The sequence below is a fragment of the Methylohalomonas lacus genome (genome assembly GCF_024808875.1).
GTDB classification, from domain to species: Bacteria; Pseudomonadota; Gammaproteobacteria; order Methylohalomonadales; family Methylohalomonadaceae; genus Methylohalomonas; species Methylohalomonas lacus.
In genome coordinates this window covers 107,017-122,956 of record NZ_JANUCT010000005.1, presented here as the reverse complement: position 1 = coordinate 122,956, position 15,940 = coordinate 107,017, and the positions used below count along the sequence as shown (strand labels likewise).

The 15,940-nt window shown below is 56.6% G+C and carries 17 protein-coding genes and 1 tRNA gene; 8 read left to right on the top strand and 10 right to left on the bottom strand.

The genetic code is table 11. From position 1 onward, the window contains the following. The first annotated feature begins 14 nt into the window (after positions 1–14). The 3 genes from J2T55_RS04760 to J2T55_RS04750 are packed head-to-tail and all read left to right on the top strand — an operon-like array spanning position 15 to position 4,388. On the top strand, positions 15–3,539 hold the full coding sequence (locus tag J2T55_RS04760; RefSeq protein WP_259054562.1) for a pilus assembly protein: 3,525 nt from the start codon (positions 15–17) through the stop codon (positions 3,537–3,539). Between the two features lie 20 nt (positions 3,540–3,559). Next, positions 3,560–3,886 (top strand): hypothetical protein, encoded by a 327-nt coding sequence (locus tag J2T55_RS04755; RefSeq protein WP_259054561.1) that lies wholly within the window; start codon positions 3,560–3,562, stop codon positions 3,884–3,886. Positions 3,887–3,914: 28 nt separating this feature from the next. After that, positions 3,915–4,388 (top strand): type IV pilin protein, encoded by a 474-nt coding sequence (locus J2T55_RS04750; protein ID WP_259054560.1) that lies wholly within the window; start codon positions 3,915–3,917, stop codon positions 4,386–4,388. Between the two features lie 46 nt (positions 4,389–4,434). Here J2T55_RS04750 and J2T55_RS04745 read toward each other — a convergent pair whose 3' ends face one another. The 5 genes from J2T55_RS04745 to murJ all read right to left on the bottom strand — a co-directional run bounded on the left by J2T55_RS04745 (position 4,435) and on the right by murJ (position 9,113). Further along, complete coding sequence (locus J2T55_RS04745) at positions 4,435–4,893, bottom strand: DUF4124 domain-containing protein (protein ID WP_259054559.1); 459 nt, start codon at positions 4,891–4,893, stop codon at positions 4,435–4,437. A gap of 22 nt (positions 4,894–4,915) precedes the next feature. Further along, complete coding sequence (gene ispH / locus J2T55_RS04740; protein ID WP_259054628.1) at positions 4,916–5,884, bottom strand: 4-hydroxy-3-methylbut-2-enyl diphosphate reductase; 969 nt, start codon at positions 5,882–5,884, stop codon at positions 4,916–4,918. A gap of 257 nt (positions 5,885–6,141) precedes the next feature. Further along, complete coding sequence (gene lspA / locus J2T55_RS04735; protein WP_259054558.1) at positions 6,142–6,654, bottom strand: signal peptidase II; 513 nt, start codon at positions 6,652–6,654, stop codon at positions 6,142–6,144. Next, positions 6,651–7,583, bottom strand: coding sequence for a bifunctional riboflavin kinase/FAD synthetase (gene ribF / locus J2T55_RS04730; protein WP_259054556.1), 933 nt, complete (start codon positions 7,581–7,583; stop codon positions 6,651–6,653). Before ribF ends, lspA begins: the two co-directional genes overlap by 4 nt. Next, positions 7,584–9,113, bottom strand: coding sequence for a murein biosynthesis integral membrane protein MurJ (gene murJ / locus J2T55_RS04725; RefSeq protein ID WP_407660038.1), 1,530 nt, complete (start codon positions 9,111–9,113; stop codon positions 7,584–7,586). Between the two features lie 206 nt (positions 9,114–9,319). On the opposite strand from murJ, the gene rpsT reads away from it, so the two are divergent. Beyond that, a complete protein-coding gene (gene rpsT / locus J2T55_RS04720) occupies positions 9,320–9,580 on the top strand; it encodes a 30S ribosomal protein S20 (RefSeq protein WP_259054555.1) in 261 nt (86 codons plus the stop codon). A gap of 256 nt (positions 9,581–9,836) precedes the next feature. Here rpsT and proB read toward each other — a convergent pair whose 3' ends face one another. The 4 genes from proB to rplU all read right to left on the bottom strand — a co-directional run bounded on the left by proB (position 9,837) and on the right by rplU (position 12,734). Then, positions 9,837–10,961 (bottom strand): glutamate 5-kinase, encoded by a 1,125-nt coding sequence (gene proB / locus J2T55_RS04715; protein ID WP_259054554.1) that lies wholly within the window; start codon positions 10,959–10,961, stop codon positions 9,837–9,839. Next, complete coding sequence (gene cgtA, locus J2T55_RS04710) at positions 10,933–11,997, bottom strand: Obg family GTPase CgtA (RefSeq protein ID WP_259054553.1); 1,065 nt, start codon at positions 11,995–11,997, stop codon at positions 10,933–10,935. Before cgtA ends, proB begins: the two co-directional genes overlap by 29 nt. Before the next feature lie 137 nt (positions 11,998–12,134). After that, positions 12,135–12,392 (bottom strand): 50S ribosomal protein L27, encoded by a 258-nt coding sequence (rpmA, locus tag J2T55_RS04705; RefSeq protein ID WP_259054552.1) that lies wholly within the window; start codon positions 12,390–12,392, stop codon positions 12,135–12,137. A gap of 24 nt (positions 12,393–12,416) precedes the next feature. Next, positions 12,417–12,734, bottom strand: a complete 318-nt coding sequence (rplU, locus tag J2T55_RS04700; RefSeq protein ID WP_259054551.1) for a 50S ribosomal protein L21 — start codon at positions 12,732–12,734, stop codon at positions 12,417–12,419. A gap of 231 nt (positions 12,735–12,965) precedes the next feature. Between rplU and ispB the strand changes: the two genes are divergently transcribed. Next, a complete protein-coding gene (ispB, locus tag J2T55_RS04695; protein ID WP_407660034.1) occupies positions 12,966–13,973 on the top strand; it encodes an octaprenyl diphosphate synthase in 1,008 nt (335 codons plus the stop codon). Positions 13,974–14,027: 54 nt separating this feature from the next. Then, positions 14,028–14,104: transfer RNA gene (locus J2T55_RS04690), tRNA-Pro, on the top strand. A gap of 272 nt (positions 14,105–14,376) precedes the next feature. On the opposite strand, the gene J2T55_RS04685 is transcribed toward J2T55_RS04690, so the two are convergent. Next, positions 14,377–14,649: a hypothetical protein gene (locus J2T55_RS04685; RefSeq protein WP_259054550.1), complete on the bottom strand. Its 273-nt coding sequence runs from the start codon at positions 14,647–14,649 to the stop codon at positions 14,377–14,379. Between the two features lie 145 nt (positions 14,650–14,794). Between J2T55_RS04685 and J2T55_RS04680 the strand changes: the two genes are divergently transcribed. Together J2T55_RS04680 and J2T55_RS04675 are read left to right on the top strand one after the other, a co-directional pair. Then, positions 14,795–15,172, top strand: a complete 378-nt coding sequence (locus J2T55_RS04680) for a thioredoxin domain-containing protein (protein WP_259054549.1) — start codon at positions 14,795–14,797, stop codon at positions 15,170–15,172. A 224-nt stretch (positions 15,173–15,396) separates the two neighbouring features. Further along, positions 15,397–15,798, top strand: coding sequence for a PAS domain-containing protein (locus J2T55_RS04675; RefSeq protein ID WP_259054548.1), 402 nt, complete (start codon positions 15,397–15,399; stop codon positions 15,796–15,798). The last annotated feature ends 142 nt before the right edge of the window (positions 15,799–15,940 follow it).

Sequence of the window (15,940 nt, the reverse complement as noted above, 5' to 3'; positions counted from 1 at the left end):
ACCAGGTAATGACTATGGAAACCATCACTAACAAACTCAGACTGAGCCTGTCGGTACTGCTGCTGACATTCCTAACTGGCGTCAGCCAGTCCGCACACAGCGCGTTGGTGTTGCCTGATGATCCCCTGATCATAGACTCCGGCCCACAACCGAACATCTTCTTTGCTCTGGACGATTCAGGCAGTATGGCATTTGCACTGCTGACTTCAGGTAATGGCGGTACGTTTAGATATCCTGTCAGTGGTTTTAGAGGTAATGTCGAGCTTTATTATACGTTCCCCGCCCCGAACAATCTGGATCCATTCGATCGTGTTGTTCCTTTCGAAGAATGGCTTACAAATCGTGGTAATAGCCCATTAGGCGTATGGCGAGCACGTAATTCTGACTACAATCGAATCTATTACAATCCAGGAGTAAACTATACCCCCTGGTCAGGCAAGGACGAGGATGGCAACGAGTACACGGATGCCAATGCATCGGCGGCTCGTTATAACCCTTATAATCCTGATATTGGCACAATTGATCTAACATCTGATCGAACCGAAAGCTATGTCAGTTATCATCCTGAAATCCCTAATAGTAATCCTGGTTGTTGTCTATTCTCCACCACAAGCACTTATTTTCCTGCTTTCTACTATACATGGGACGAAAAAGTAGCTGGTGAAGAACCCGATGCTGATGACGACCATACCAAGATTGAAATCAAACCGGGCAATGCCCCTTTTGCCGGCGGACCCGACCGGGTTGACTGCGCCAACCCAAATGCCTGTACCTATGCTGAAGAAATCCAGAATTTTGCTAACTGGTTTGTTTACTACCGGTTAAGAGATTTTACGCTCAAGCGCGCGACCTCAAACCTTATAAATGACTCACAGGCCTACATGGGCCTTGCGACACTGCATGATAACAATGATGTCGGAACACCCATACGCGATATGAGCGAGCAGACGAACAAAGATAACCTTCTGAACCAGTTGTCCAGAATGGAACCAGTTGGTGGCACGCCATTACGTAATTTGTTAGATAATGTTGGCCGATATTATGACGATACTGATGGTAGCGGGTCCCCCAGCGCACTGGGCTTTTCAGAACAAAGCCCTATTCTCTCAGAGACAGAGGGCGGCGCCTGCCAGCAGAATTTTACTGTTCTCATGTCTGATGGTTTCTGGAATGGTAGTCATTCCGGCACCGGCAATACGGACGGTGACAACAATACCGATTTTGACGGCGGACCGCATGCCGACGATCTCTCAAACACGCTAGCCGACGTAGCCATGAAATATTACGAGAGCGACCTGTCAAATTTACCTGACGCTGTACCCGTAATTGAGGGGGTCGATGAAAATGAAGCACAGCATATGGTTACTTATACAGTGGCTTTTGGTCTTACCGGGAATAACCTGACAACACCGGAGAATCACGATCCCTCGACCCCTCCACCGCCATGGCCGAATAATATTGATGCAGACACACCAGAAACCCTGGATGACATGCAACATGCTGCATTCAATGGTCGCGGTCTTTTTCTTAACGCATCTAATCCGCAAGAACTGATTGATTCCTTAGCCAACTCAATCGGCGATATTGAGGAGCGGACAACTTTTTCCGCATCGTCAGTCGCCATCAACAGCACAGTGCTGCGCACCAGCTCCCTGCTGTTCCAGGCTCGTTTTGACAGCAGCAACTATACGGGCGAACTCAATGCCTTCAGTCTAAACGCCGATGGCACCCTGGACGAACAGGTCTGGCAGGCCACAAGCAACATCCCGGCCGCGACCAGCAGGGAAATATTTACCACGGTCGACAAAGCCGGCACACCAACGGCGATATCGTTTGATGATACTGACGCCGATCTCCAGGCAGCCGTGGGCACCCTTGATATCGATGGAACCACGGTCACCTCAAGCGAGATCATCAATTATGTTCGTGGTGATCAGTCAGAAGAAGAACAGAACAACGGTCTGTTACGTGATCGTGATGAGCTGCTGGGTGATATTGTCAATTCATCACCGCTATCCGTTGGGCAGTCTGACCAACTCTATGAAATGCTGCCGGGTGACGAGGGCGACGAATATCCTGCTTTCCTGTCGGATAAAATCAGTCGTTTCACCAGTGGCGGCGATCCGTTCAGTGTTGTTTATGTAGGCAGTAATGACGGCATGCTGCATGCCTTTGACTCGCGGGATGGCGGCGAGGAATTCGCCTATATACCCAGCACCGTGCATCAGAACCTGAAGCAACTGGCCAAGCCGAGCTATGGTCATAAATTCTTTGTCGATGCCACGGCCGGGGCTTCCGATGCCTATGTCGGTGGCGGTTGGAAAACTCTTCTCGCCGGTACACAGGGCGCCGGCGGTCGCGGCATTTTCACCCTGGACATTACTAATCCGTTTGCTTTCGGCAGCGACGACGTACTTTGGGAATTCACCAGCGCTGATCATGCTGAGCTGGGTTTCATCTATCACCAGCCACAGATTGTGCGTCTGAACAATGGTGAATGGGGCGTTATCGTCGGCAATGGCTTCAACAGTGACAGCGAAAAGGCCCAGCTGTTCATCCTGAATGCCGAAAACGGTTCCGTCATCAAGGTCATTGATACTGAGACCGGCAACCCCACCAACACCAACGGGCTTTCCATGCCATTCATCCTGGATGAAAACTCCGACCTGATCGCAGACACCGTATATGCTGGCGATCTGCACGGTAACATGTGGAAATTCGACCTGACGGGCAATGTTAATAACTGGGATGTAGCCTACAAGCAGGGCAATAATAAGCTGCCGCTTTACAGTGCTGAAGATACGAACGGCGACCCACAGCCCATCACCACCCGGCCCGTAGTCGTCAACCACCCGGATGGCGGTTTTGTGGTTCTGTTCGGTAGCGGCAAATATATCGAAAACAGCGATAACAGCATCCCCGAGAACCCGCAGGTACAGACCTTCTACGGTATTCGCGACAATAATGACGACGTGGGCAGTGGCCGTAATAAGCTACAGGAACAGGAAATCCTGTCAGAACCCGACATTGTCGACGAGAACGGCGATACGACCGGCAAAGCCAGAATCGTCAGCGAAAATACGGTCGATTATGCCAACAAGGATGGCTGGTACATTGACCTGATCTCGCCGATCGAGGGTGCCCAGGCGGAGCGCGTTATCGCCAACCCCCTGACCCGTTTCGGCCGTATCATTTTCACGACTTTCATACCGGGCGTATCTCCCTGTGATCGCGGTGGCGCCTCAGTCATCATGGAGCTTGATGCGGTCAGTGGCGCCCGGCTTGAAAACTCGGTATTCGACTATAATGATGACGGCATCATTGATGCCTCGGACTTTGTCAATGACCCCAGCGGCAATGGTGTACCGGGTTCTGGCATCTTCATTCCGCCGACCATCGCCTCACCGGCAGTGATCTCGGCAGAGGATGCAAGCATGGAATACAAGCAGACCTCAGGTATAGAAACTGACATTACCACCACCAAGGAAAGTACCGGTGGCACAACCGTCGGTCGACAGTCCTGGCGCCAGCTGCGCTGATACAGACAGGAGACAAGGCAATGAGAGTAATTAAATCATGTATACTCCTGCTGATACTTTTGGGTATCTTGCCCTTACACGCGCAGACACCCAAGTATCAGGGTACGGGTATAGTAGATTTCATATATCCCGATGATGGTCAGGTGGTCATTAGTGACCGCACCTTCAATATTGCATCCTATGTACAGGTTCACAATGGCAGTACTGCCATAGGCATTCAGCATCTAGAATTGGGCAAGCCAATTGGCTACAAGATGCAGACGATGAATAATAGTAGCCTGATAACCGAGGTCTGGATCCTTGATGAACTGGCCTCACCTGAAGAGATCAGTATTCCTGTGCGTTAATAACAGCCATCAAAATCGAGTTATATATATGATCAAACAGACAAAAATACTGGGTTTTACGCTTATTGAACTTATGATCACGGTGGCCATTATCGGCCTGTTGGCTGCGATTGCTTACCCTTCCTATCAGAATTACGTTACCAAGACGCGGCGCGTGGATGCGGAGGGCAATCTGCTGGAGCTGTCGCAGTATATGGAACGCTTCTTTACCGAGAATGGTCGTTATGATGAAGATACCGGCGGTGATGACGTAGACCTACCCTTCACCGAATCGCCAAAGGAAGGAAATTCAACATTTTATAATCTCGGCTTTGCCAGTGGTGAACCGACCAGTACCACCTTTGTTCTGGAAGCGGTACCTGTCGGTCCCCAGGCAGCCAACGACACGGCTTGCGCGACATTGACTCTCGACTCGACCGGCGCCAAGTGCATACTGGGCGGTAGCAAATGCTCCGACAGCACGGATTCCGCCGTGCGTAAGGCGGTTGATGAGTGCTGGTGAGGTTTCAGGAAAGGTTGATTAGAAAGAAAGGAGGCCCAGAAAGGTCTTAACTCTCGCAGTACTTCTTAACCTTCTCCTTCACTTCGTTAATGCGTTCGGCCTGTTCTTCCGGACCAATGCGCGACATGTTGCCATCTTCATCAATCGCGCGGACCATGCCACTGTTTTCCAGCCTCTGCAGTCTTTCCCGGGCCAGGCGGCAGTTCTTTTCGTAGAGCGCGGCGCGCTCCTGTTCTTTCTCCGCCTCTTCACGGGCCTGTTCGCGCTGTTGCTCCATTGCCTCGAGCTTTTCCTGTTTGCGCTGCAGTTCCTCGCGCGCCTGTTCGGTGTCTACGTCGGCGGGCGGATCCATGCGCACGCCTTGGGCATCTTCCGGGGGTGGGTTTTGCGTATAGTGGACGTTGCCCTCTTCGTCCGTCCACTTGTACATATTCGTGGCCAGTACCGGCGTATTCAGCATCAGCAGTGCCAGTATCGATGGAATGACTGTCTGAACCCGGTACATTAAGTTTTAATCCTGTGAATGCTCAGTGGGAGGTCGCCGTATCCTGCTCGGGCTCGCTCATCAGTTCGCGCGGCAGCGAGAACATCACTTTCTCCTGCTTGCCCGGTACTTCGCTGGCGACATTGGCACCCCACTCCTTGAGCTGCTTGACCACGCGTTCGACCAGCACTTCCGGCGCCGAGGCACCGGCGGTGATGCCGACGTTGGTTTTACCGTCCAGCCATTCGCGCTGGATTTGATCGGCGGAATCGATCAGATAGGCGGGGATACCGAACTTCTGCGCCAGCTCCTTGAGCCGGGTCGAATTGGAGCTGTTCGGCGAACCGACGACGAGGACCATGTCGCACTGCTCGGCCATCTTCTTGACCGCGTCCTGGCGGTTCTGGGTGGCATAACAGATGTCGTCCTTGCGCGGCCCGGCGATTTTCGGAAAACGCTGACGCAGGGCATCGATAATACCGGCGGTGTCATCCATCGACAGCGTCGTCTGCGTTACATAGGCAATAAATTCCGGGTTCTTGACCTGAAGCTTCCAGACATCGTCGATCGATTCGACCAGGTAGATGCCGCCCTTGCCGTCGGCCGGTCGGTACTGGCCGAGCGTGCCCTCGACTTCCGGATGACCGGCGTGGCCGATGAGAATGCATTCGCGGCCCTCGTCCTGGTAACGGCCGACTTCCATATGCACCTTGGTCACCAGCGGGCAGATGGCATCGAAGATGCGCAGGTTGCGACGCGCGGCTTCCTCGCGCACCGCTTTGGAAACGCCGTGGGCGCTGAAGATCACGATCGAGTCGTCTGGCACTTCGTCGAGTTCCTCGACGAAGATGGCGCCCTTCTCGCGCAGTCCGTCGACTACGTACTTGTTATGGACGACCTCGTGGCGCACGTAGACCGGTGCGCCGAACTGGTCGAGCGCGCGCTCGACGATTTCGATCGCCCGGTCGACACCCGCACAAAAACCGCGCGGGTTGGCGAGCAATAATTCCATCGGTTTCAAAACTGCTTCCATCTTGCTTCTCCGATTGCCTGGGGTTCTGATCGGACGCCCCGAAAAGGGTCATAAGTCCTTGAACATAAAGCAACCATAATCAATTGTTGCCCTGCACACTACGTCCCGGTCACGACGGTGTCAACCGCCCGGCCAGTATTCTAGCCCAGCCCGGACCGGGGTCGTGATCCCGACCTCAATCCAGGTTGGCAAAGGCCATGTCCGTCATCAAGACAGGTTCGCCCGCAGGGGTTGGACTAGGCCTGTTTGCGATCGTCACGGCTCAGCCAGATGGCGTCGATAATCAGCATGACCGCACCCACGGTGATGGCCGAATCCGCGATATTGAACGCCGGCCAGTACCACTGCTGATAGTAAACCTGTATGAAATCAACCACATAACCATGAACCAGGCGGTCATACAGGTTGCCCAGCGCGCCGCCCAGGATCAGTGCCAGTGCCGTCGGCAACCAGCGGGCGCCGCGCGGCAGGCGGTACAGCCAGACCAGCAGCACTGCACTCACGGCCAGCGCGAAGGCGGCGAAGAACCAGCGCTGCCAGCCACCCGCCTCACTGAGGAAGCTGAATGCCGCACCGGTATTATACGTCAATGTCAGGTTGAAACCGGGCGTGACCGCGAGCGGCCGGTGATATTCCAGCACCTGCAGGACCAGGTATTTGCTGCCCAGGTCCAGCGTTATCACCACGGCGGCCAACAGCAGCCATGGCAGCATGCCCGGCATCCGGTTATTGTCAGTACCCGTGTTCATTCCGCCCGTCCCAGCCGTTGTCTGGCATTGTCCATATCGATATGCATTTGTTTGACAAGTTCATCAGCGCTGTCGAAATTGCGATCCCCGCGCACGCGTTCGACGAATTCGATCTCGATCAGACGACCATAACAGTCGGCATCGAAATCGAAGATATGCGTTTCCAGCAATAATTTACGACCGTTGAAGACCGGCCGCGTACCGATATAACTGATCGCCGGCAGTGGCGTATCCGCGAGCCGATGCACGCGCGTGGCGAACACACCCTGCAACGGTGACTGCAGGCGCTTCAGATCCATGTTCAGTGTCGGCACACCCAGGTCACGGCCGCGCTTCTCGCCGTGGATAACACGACCGACGTGGGAAAACGGCCGACCCAGCAGAGCGGCGGCCGCTTGCAGGTCGCCGGCTGCCAGTGCCTCGCGTACCCGGGTACTGCTGACCCGTTCGGTACCGACATCGTGCGTGTCCATGGCGGTTACCGTATAGCCGAACTCCGCACCCAGTTCCTTCAGCGTTGTATGGTCACCGTCGCGGCCTCTGCCGAAGCGGAAATCGTCACCAATGACCAGGCTCCTCAGTCCGAGCCGTTCAATCAGCAGCTGTTGCACGAACTCACGCGCCGTCAGGCTCGCCAGTCTGGCATCAAAGTGCAGACACACAAGGTGATCCAGCTGCATGTGGCTGAGTACCAGTGCCTTCTCGCGCAGTGTCGTCAGCCGTGCCGGCGCGATCGCCGGTTTGAAATATTCCAGTGGCTGCGGCTCGAACGTGACCAGCACGCTTGGCAAGCCGGCACTTTTGGCCTGGCGCTCGACTTCAGCCAGCAGGTACTGATGGCCACGGTGCAGGCCATCGAAGTTACCGATCGTGGCCACACAGCCTGTCAATGCTTGCGTCAGGTTCTGCAGACCCCGTATCAGCTGCATTCAATTCGCTCCCTGGCCGCGAAAATGCCGCAGCCGCAGACCGGCGATCAACAACACCAGCGGATAGAGCAACGCCCCTGCCAGTACCCAGGCGGTCAATTGCAGTACACGCTGCCACAGATCCAGGTTCACCCAATGGTCGATGGCCGGCACATAGTAAATCAGCAATGCCGTCATCACGATCGCCGCAATGGCAATCCGCAAGGCGAACACGCCCCACCCCGACTGCGATTGAAATGCGCCGCTGCGCTGCAACCACACATACAACAGGCCGGCGTTCACCATGGCGGCGATCGATGTTGCCAATGCCAGACCAACATGTGCCAGCGCCTGAATCAATGCCAGGTTCAGGACAATGTTGGTCAGCATGGCGGCGACACCGGCCTTGACCGGGGTTTTCGTATCCTGGCGCGAGAAAAAGGCACTGGCGAGCACTTTGATCAACACGAAAGCCGGCAAACCGAGCGCAAAGGCCATCAGGCTGCGTGCCGCCATCGCCGCGTCACCGGGCGTGAAACTGCCATACTGGAACAGTGTGACCATGATCGGTCCGGCGAGCAGCGCCAGACCGAGTGCCGCCGGCAGACACACCAGCCAGACCAGTCGCAGCCCCCAGTCCAGCGTGGCGGAATAGTCCGCGCTATTGCCCTGGCTGTGCTTCTCGGACAGCTGCGGCAGGATGACGGTGGCCAACGCGATACCGAACACGCCGAGCGGAAACTCCATCATGCGATCCGAATAGTACAGCCAGGAGATGCTGCCACTGACCAGAAACGATGCCATCAGCGTATCAACAATCGTATTGATCTGCGCCACCGAGACACCGAACAGCGTCGGCAGCATCAGTTTGAATATCCTTTTCACACCCTCTTTGTCGCGCCCCTTGAACGGGCGCGGCAGACGTCGCAGTTTCAGCAGAAACGGCAACTGAAATAGCAATTGCACGACGCCAGCGAGCAATACGCCCCAGGCCAGTGCGATGATGGGCCGCTCGAAATAAGGCGCCCACCAGATCGCCGCGGCGATCATCGCCAGATTCAGCAGCACCGGTGTAAACGCCGGCACGGCAAACTGCCGGTAAGCATTCAGAATGGCACCAGCCAGCGCGGTCAACGAAATGAACAACAGATACGGAAACGTCAGCTGCAACATGGACACGGCCAGTTCATAACGGCCGCCGTCACCACTAAAGCCCGGCGCGAAACCGAGAATGACAATCGGGGCGGCGACAATACCGATCAGGGTCACGGCGATCAGGATCAGCGCCAGAGTCGCGGTGGTATGATCGATCAGGTTGCGAACCTGTTCTTCGTCGCGCTGCTCCTTGTATTCGGTCAGCACCGGCACGAAAGCCTGGGCGAATGCGCCTTCGCCGAACAGGCGGCGGAAGAAATTGGGGATACGAAAGGCGACGAAGAACGCGTCGGTACCGACGTCGGCACCAAAGGCACGCGCGATGACGATGTCACGGATCAGCCCGAAAATCCGCGACAGCAGGGTCATGCTGCCGACGGTGGCGGTGGATTTCAGCAGGCGTTTGCTCAGGGCGGCGACCTCGGTGGACCGGTTTTCCGGGCTGACCAGCTAACTGGTTGTTTTCGATACAGTATTCAAAAACGGCGTAGCATACCACAGACACCGCACAGGATTGACAAATGTCCGCCAAATCAGCATGATGTCGCGCCTTACGGACAGGTGTCTGTCCACCGACGAATTGATTTCAGGAGTTTTCAGTCTTGGCTAACATCGCCTCAGCGAAAAAGCGCGCCCGGCAGTCCGAAGTGGCCCGCAAGCAGAACACCGGCCAGCGTTCCATGCTGCGCACGCAGATCAAGAAGGTCGTCACGGCCATCGAGAAGAAGGACAAGGAAGCGGCCAGCGCGGCTTACAAGGCTGCCGTTCCGGTGATCGACAGCATGGCCGACAAGGGCCTGATCCACAAGAACAAGGCCGCCCGCCACAAGAGCCGTCTGAACAGCCAGATCCGCGCGCTGTAATACACCCCCGTTAGTGTTGCGCGCGGACTGTAGTCCGCGCCCGCAATCCTGGTTTATATCCGTCATTCCGGCCGACCGCAGGGCGAGCCGGAATCTCTGGTATCGGTACAGGCTGATTCATTCGCGCAGCAAGCTGCGCTCCAGTAGGAGCGGCGACCCCGCCGCGAAAGAAGGTTCAGATACCACGCCATAATCGGTTTCCTGTTCGGCCCGTGGTCGAACCTCCTACGGAAACAGCGGACTCACCTCCAAGGTTCTAGACAATGATCAGGTTATCGCGATGGATGAGCTCGGGTTCATCCACGTAACCGAGTAATTCGGCGTAGCGGCTGCTCGGCTGGCCCATGATCAAACGCGTCTCCGCGGCGTCGTAATTCACCAGCCCGCGGGCAATGTCCCGGCCCGCGCTGTCGCAGCAGGCGACAATTTCGCCGCGTGCGAATTCGCCCTCGACCTTTTTCACGCCCACGGCCAGCAGACTGCGGCCCTGCTCCCTGAGCACCCGGACCGCGCCATCGTCGAGTACCAGCCGGCCGCGAACAATGGACTGGCTCGCCAGCCACTGCTTGCGCGCCGCCAGGGGCGAGCGTGACGCCGTCAACAGCGTACCCAGGGGCTCGCCGGCAACGATGCGCAACAGCACGTCATAGGTCTGGCCGGAGGCAATCACGGTATCGGCACCGGACTTGGCCGCGGCCGCGGCCGCGCGCAGCTTGGTGGTCATACCGCCGCGTCCCAGCGCCGTGCCCTCGCCCGCCATCGCTTCCAGTTCCGGATCGCCGGCGCTGGCCTCGCTAACCAGCTCGGCATCGGCAAAACGACGCGGATCGCGGTTATACAGGCCGTCCTGATCGGTCAGGATCACCAGCGCCGGCGCCTCGACCAGGTTCGTCACTAGGCCCGCCAGCGTGTCGTTATCACCGAAACGGATCTCCTCGGTGGCGACCGTGTCGTTTTCGTTGACGATCGGAATCACACCGAAATCGATCAGGGTGCGCAGCGTGCTGCGCGCGTTCAGGTAACGCTCCCGGTTGGTGATGTCGTCATGGGTGAGCAACACCTGTGCGGTGCGAATGCCGTATTGCTGGAAACAGCTCTCGTAGGCCTGGATGAGTCCCATCTGGCCGACAGCGGCGGTGGCCTGCAGTTCGTGCACGGTCTGCGGCCGCTTTTTCAGGCCCAGCCTGACCACACCTTCGGCGACCGCGCCCGACGATACCAGCACGACCTCGTGACCCTGCTCGCGCAGCGTGGCGATCTGTCCGGCCCAGCGCGCCAGCGATTCCCGGCGCAGGCCGAGACCGTTGTTGGTCAGGATGGCGCTGCCCAGCTTGATGACCCAGCGGCGGCTGTTACTCAGTTTCGTGCGTGTGTTCGTCATCGGTCTTGTGTTCCGCGGTCTGCGTGCGGCGGCTATCGATATCGCGCTGGACGGCGTTCATCAGCTCCGTGCAGCCCCAGCCGCTGGCAGCGGCAATACCGGCCAGCGGTCCCTGCCAGTCCAAGGCCGTGCGAATTGCCGTGACGCGTGCCTCGCGCTCGTCCTCGACATACAGATCCAGCTTGTTCAGCACCAGCCAGCGCGGCCGCTCCAGCAGGCTGGCGTCGTACTGTGCCAGTTCGGTCTCGATTTCGCGCAGGTCCATGGTAATGGCTGCCATGTCCCGGTCCGGCCCGGCATCGACCAGGTGCAGCAGCAGGTGCGTGCGCGACAGGTGGCGCAGGAACTGGTGGCCCAGCCCGGCACCGCCGGCGGCCCCCTCGATGAGGCCGGGGATGTCGGCCATGACAAAGCTCGATTCGCTACCGGTGCTGACCACGCCCAGGTGCGGGTACAGGGTCGTGAACGGATAGTCCGCCACCTTCGGTCGCGCCGCGCTGACCTGCGCCAGCAGGGTCGACTTGCCGGCATTCGGCTTGCCGAGCAGGCCGACGTCGGCCAGCACCTGCAGGACCAGTTTCAGGTTGCGCACCTCGCCGGGCTTACCGGGCGTGGTCTGTCGCGGTGCGCGGTTGGTGCTGCTCTTGAAGCGGGCGTTGCCAATGCCGTGGAAACCGCCCTGGGCGACCCGCAGCGGCCGTTCGGCGTCCACCAGGTCGCCGATCAGCTCGTCGGTGTCGGCATCGTAAACCAGCGTGCCCTGGGGCACGCGGATGTAGAGATCGTCGGCGCTGGCGCCGGTGCGGTTGGCCCCCATGCCGGGACGGCCGTTACCGGCCTTGAAGGAACGGTTGTGGCGAAAGTCGACCAGCGTATTCAGCCCCGCGTCGACGATCAGGTAAACGCTGCCACCGTCACCGCCGTCGCCACCGTCCGGACCACCCTTGGGGACGTACTTCTCGCGCCGGAAACTCATGCAGCCGTTGCCGCCCTTGCCGGCTTCCACGCGGATTGTCGCTTCGTCGACGAATTTCATGGCCGTTCGATCTACTGTTGTGGGAGCGGCGCCCTCGCCGCGAACCGTTCGGCCCGGGGTCGGGCCTCCTACATACCCTAGAAACAAAAAACCCCGTCGGTTGACGGGGTTTTGAGTGCTTCACCAGCTTGTGGCCGTCAACTTGCCACGACGCTGACAAAAGTCCGCTTGCGCGGGCCCTTGGTTTCAAACTTCACCTGGCCTTCGCTCTTGGCGAACAGCGTATGGTCGCTGCCGATACCGACGTTAGTGCCGGCATGAAAATGCGTACCGCGCTGGCGCACGAGGATGTTGCCCGGGATAACGCTCTGGCCGCCGAAGCGTTTCACGCCCAGGCGCTTTGATTCGGAATCGCGACCGTTGCGGGAACTGCCCGCTGCTTTCTTATGTGCCATCTCTTACGTCCTCCAGCTGCTCAATTACGCACCGGCAGCGATCTTGTCGATGCTGATCTCGGTGTAGGCCTGACGGTGACCGGTAGACTTCTGGTGATGCTTGCGGCGGCGGAATTTGACGATGCGGATTTTCGGGCCGCGACCGTGACCGACCACCTTGGCGGTGACCTTGGCGCCCTTGACCATCGGGCTGCCGACCTTGACGTTGTCGCCGTCGACGACCATCAGCACGTCGGTCAGGTCGACCGTGCTACCGGCCTCGGCCTCGAGCCGTTCGACCTTGAGGGTGGCGCCTTCAGCCACGCGATACTGTTTGCCACCTGTCTTGATCACCGCATACATCGCCAAAATCTCCAAAAATCTGCCACAATGCTTGTGTGCCGGGCGGGTCGGCTGGAACCGACTGCCGGTAAAGGGCGCAAATTCTAAGGAATTCCGCGCCATCAGACAAGCCTTAAATGCGTCCCGGCCGGGTCTAAATCACCATTTCGGCGGACATTTTCATGGCATTTGCCGGCCGCTATTGGCAAAATGCCGATCTTACTTCATCCACGGCTGTCCCGGCCCCAGTTTGTGAACCAGTCCAACGCCACCGCCCCATCCAGCGCCCGCCCCGGCATCGAGACCCTGCGCAGCCTCGTCCGCGAGGACATGCAGCAGGTCGACGAGCTGATCGAGCGGCGCCTGTACTCCGAGGTCGGGCTGATCAACCAGCTTGGCCATTACATCATCAACAGCGGCGGCAAGCGCCTGCGCCCGGCCCTGGTGCTGCTCAGCGCCCGTGCCTGCGGCTACCAGGGCAGCCAGCATATCGAGCTGGCCGCGATCATCGAGTTCATCCACACCGCCACGCTGCTGCATGACGACGTCGTCGACGCCTCGAAACTGCGCCGCGGCCACCAGACCGCCAACCAGCGCTGGGGCAACGAGGCCAGTGTGCTGGTCGGCGACTTTCTCTATTCGCGTGCCTTCCAGATGATGGTCGACGTCGGCTCGATCCGCATCATGGAAGTGCTGTCCGATGCCACCAATGTCATAGCCGAGGGCGAGGTGCAGCAACTCCTGAACCGCCATGACCCGGAAACCACCCAGGAACGCTACCTGCAGGTCATCCGCAACAAGACCGCCAAGCTGTTCGAGGCCGCCAGCCAGATCGGCGCCATACTCACCGACCGGCCACCGGCCGAGGAACAGGCCCTGGCCAACTACGGCCTGCACATCGGCACCGCTTTCCAGCTCATCGACGACGTGCTCGACTACAGTGCCAGCGCCGACACCCTGGGCAAGAATATCGGCGACGACCTGGCCGAGGGCAAACCGACCCTGCCGCTGCTGTACGCCTACTGGCATGGCAGCGAACAGCAGGCCGAACAAATCGCCGAGGCCATCAGCCAGGGCGGCCTGACCAACATCGACGCGATCAGTGAAGCCATTGAAAGTAGCGGCGCAATTGCCTACACTGCCGCCCTTGCTCAGGAGCAGGTGCAGCAGGCCATGCAGGCATTACAGGTTCTGCCGGTTTCTGCCCACCGCGACGCCATGCATGAACTGGCCGCTTTCGCCGTCGACCGCCAGTACTGACGCAATAAACCGGAATCCGCAACACATCCCCAGTGTTGCACGCAGGACCACCATCGGGGTGTAGCTCAGCTTGGTAGAGCGCTGCCTTCGGGAGGCAGAGGTCACAGGTTCAAATCCTGTTACCCCGACCAATTATCAATATCTTACAATTACCCTCTGCCATCTGCTGTACGCATTTTTATTCTGCCATTTCCTGCTTGTTAGCTTGTTACAAGGAACGGCCATCGCAGCCCTATCGTGCCGTTTTCCAGACAATCCACCCTTCCCCAGCAAGTTCATTAGACATAAGCACTCCCTGCTCATCGCGTTCTTCTCGTAACAGCGATACGCCTGCCGATGAAAAATGCCGGGCTTAGGCCCGGCATTGTACGGTTGCGTTACTGGTTTTAACGAGTGGTCCGATTTAGCTCTTTACAACCTGATCATACTTTCGGAAAGCCTTGTCCAGGTTTTCCTGTTCATTTTCTAGAAAGTCCTTTTTGGCCTGCTCGTTGCCAAAACAGTACAGGTTGCCGTTCGGACCGACCCAGTTGACGGAGCAGTCGGTTTCCACTTCCGTACCCATGGCCACGCCCATGGTACAACGGCCACCGAACTCCGGATACTCCTTGGCCATCACGGGACCGACAATGGCAAAAGTTAGAAGGACCAGTATTGTCATCAGTAGATTTTTCATCTATCTCCTCTTTAATCAATATCTGATCAATATTCGTGGCGTTTTATATCGCCATAACGGGTGACACATGATGAAATAGTGAGTTCCTGTCGTGGCAGGATGATCAATTCAACGTATCAGCATTGTTGCAGCGCAGGATACACTGATGAAATTAAGACACCTTTACGTCAAAGAGCAATACACTCCGAAGCCTACTATGGTGAAAATCAAACTGAGCCGAGTACTGGCCCTGATGAGGTATATATTATCACTAGCCGATACCATCGGTCAGGATAACTGGGTTCTCGTCCATATCTGGAGCCCGGGCTGCGGCCTATGCGTGCGCGAAACGGCTGACGTGATCCATTTTCACCAACGCCACCCCAACATCCCGATGATCGCGATGATTACCCCGACTGATGAACTCGTGGCCAGCTGGCCGTGGCCGATCAATGCCGGCAAGATCACAACATTCATAAACAGTATAACGACGATACCATGCACGACGAGCTCACCGAGGGGTTCTGAACCCGTGGCACCATGAACAGCCGGACACCCCCGCTTAGGCTACTCATTTCATATGATAGCTGCAAAACTGGCCTAATGCCGGCTGGCCGGACGATCTGATAAAGTATAGCTATGGAAGAGGTCAACCAAATCATCTACAAGCTAAATAATAACTCAGAATGGGCTGAATCTCAGGAAGCCCGTGAAGTTTTCTTTAACATCAGAATTGCATAAAAGAATGAGAATTGCGGATCAATAACAATGCGTAAAGAATCGAAACAAACCGCGAAGATACTATATTTCCCAAACACCACATCTAATAAAAAATCACAGGCATGTGGCGGTGTCTGGGAATGGGATGTACAACTAAACCTGATTACCGCAAGCGCAGGTGCATTTGATATTTTTGGACTCGAATATAGAAAAGACGGCTATAGAATGTATCAATTATTGAAAAGAATTCATGCCGACGATCGCGCTTATGTGGACAAGCATATAAAAGATTTAACTTTATGTAAAAAGAAAGAAACAACTATCAAATATCGTGTAGTACTGCCTGATGGCACTACAAGAGTAGTTAAAACCTATGGCAAAGGATGCTATAGCGAGGAAGAAGTGCTAACACACATATTTGGTATTAGCGAAGTTGTAGCAACTAAGTAATATTAAAACACCTATAATAAAAACAAGAAACAAATAAACTATCATGAGCACTTTATTGTTTTCGCATACACGTTCTCATTTTTATCAATGGTATGCAAATTCCGATCAATCTATGCAAATAAAGAAGTAAGATCCCCTCGTA

Excerpts from the sequence above, each read along its gene's own strand:
- J2T55_RS04685 (WP_259054550.1), bottom strand. The coding sequence starts at position 14,649 with ATGAAAAATCTACTGATGACAATACTGGTCCTTCTAACTTTTGCCATT.
- ribF (WP_259054556.1), bottom strand. The coding sequence starts at position 7,583 with ATGCAGCTGATACGGGGTCTGCAGAACCTGACGCAAGCATTGACAGGC.
- J2T55_RS04760 (WP_259054562.1), top strand. The coding sequence starts at position 15 with ATGGAAACCATCACTAACAAACTCAGACTGAGCCTGTCGGTACTGCTG.
- J2T55_RS04745 (WP_259054559.1), bottom strand. The coding sequence starts at position 4,893 with ATGTACCGGGTTCAGACAGTCATTCCATCGATACTGGCACTGCTGATG.
- rpmA (WP_259054552.1), bottom strand. The coding sequence starts at position 12,392 with ATGGCACATAAGAAAGCAGCGGGCAGTTCCCGCAACGGTCGCGATTCC.
- cgtA (WP_259054553.1), bottom strand. The coding sequence starts at position 11,997 with ATGAAATTCGTCGACGAAGCGACAATCCGCGTGGAAGCCGGCAAGGGC.
- lspA (WP_259054558.1), bottom strand. The coding sequence starts at position 6,654 with ATGAACACGGGTACTGACAATAACCGGATGCCGGGCATGCTGCCATGG.
- proB (WP_259054554.1), bottom strand. The coding sequence starts at position 10,961 with ATGACGAACACACGCACGAAACTGAGTAACAGCCGCCGCTGGGTCATC.
- ispH (WP_259054628.1), bottom strand. The coding sequence starts at position 5,884 with ATGGAATTATTGCTCGCCAACCCGCGCGGTTTTTGTGCGGGTGTCGAC.
- J2T55_RS04675 (WP_259054548.1), top strand. The coding sequence starts at position 15,397 with ATGCGTAAAGAATCGAAACAAACCGCGAAGATACTATATTTCCCAAAC.
- J2T55_RS04750 (WP_259054560.1), top strand. The coding sequence starts at position 3,915 with ATGATCAAACAGACAAAAATACTGGGTTTTACGCTTATTGAACTTATG.
- J2T55_RS04755 (WP_259054561.1), top strand. The coding sequence starts at position 3,560 with ATGAGAGTAATTAAATCATGTATACTCCTGCTGATACTTTTGGGTATC.
- rplU (WP_259054551.1), bottom strand. The coding sequence starts at position 12,734 with ATGTATGCGGTGATCAAGACAGGTGGCAAACAGTATCGCGTGGCTGAA.
- J2T55_RS04680 (WP_259054549.1), top strand. The coding sequence starts at position 14,795 with ATGAAATTAAGACACCTTTACGTCAAAGAGCAATACACTCCGAAGCCT.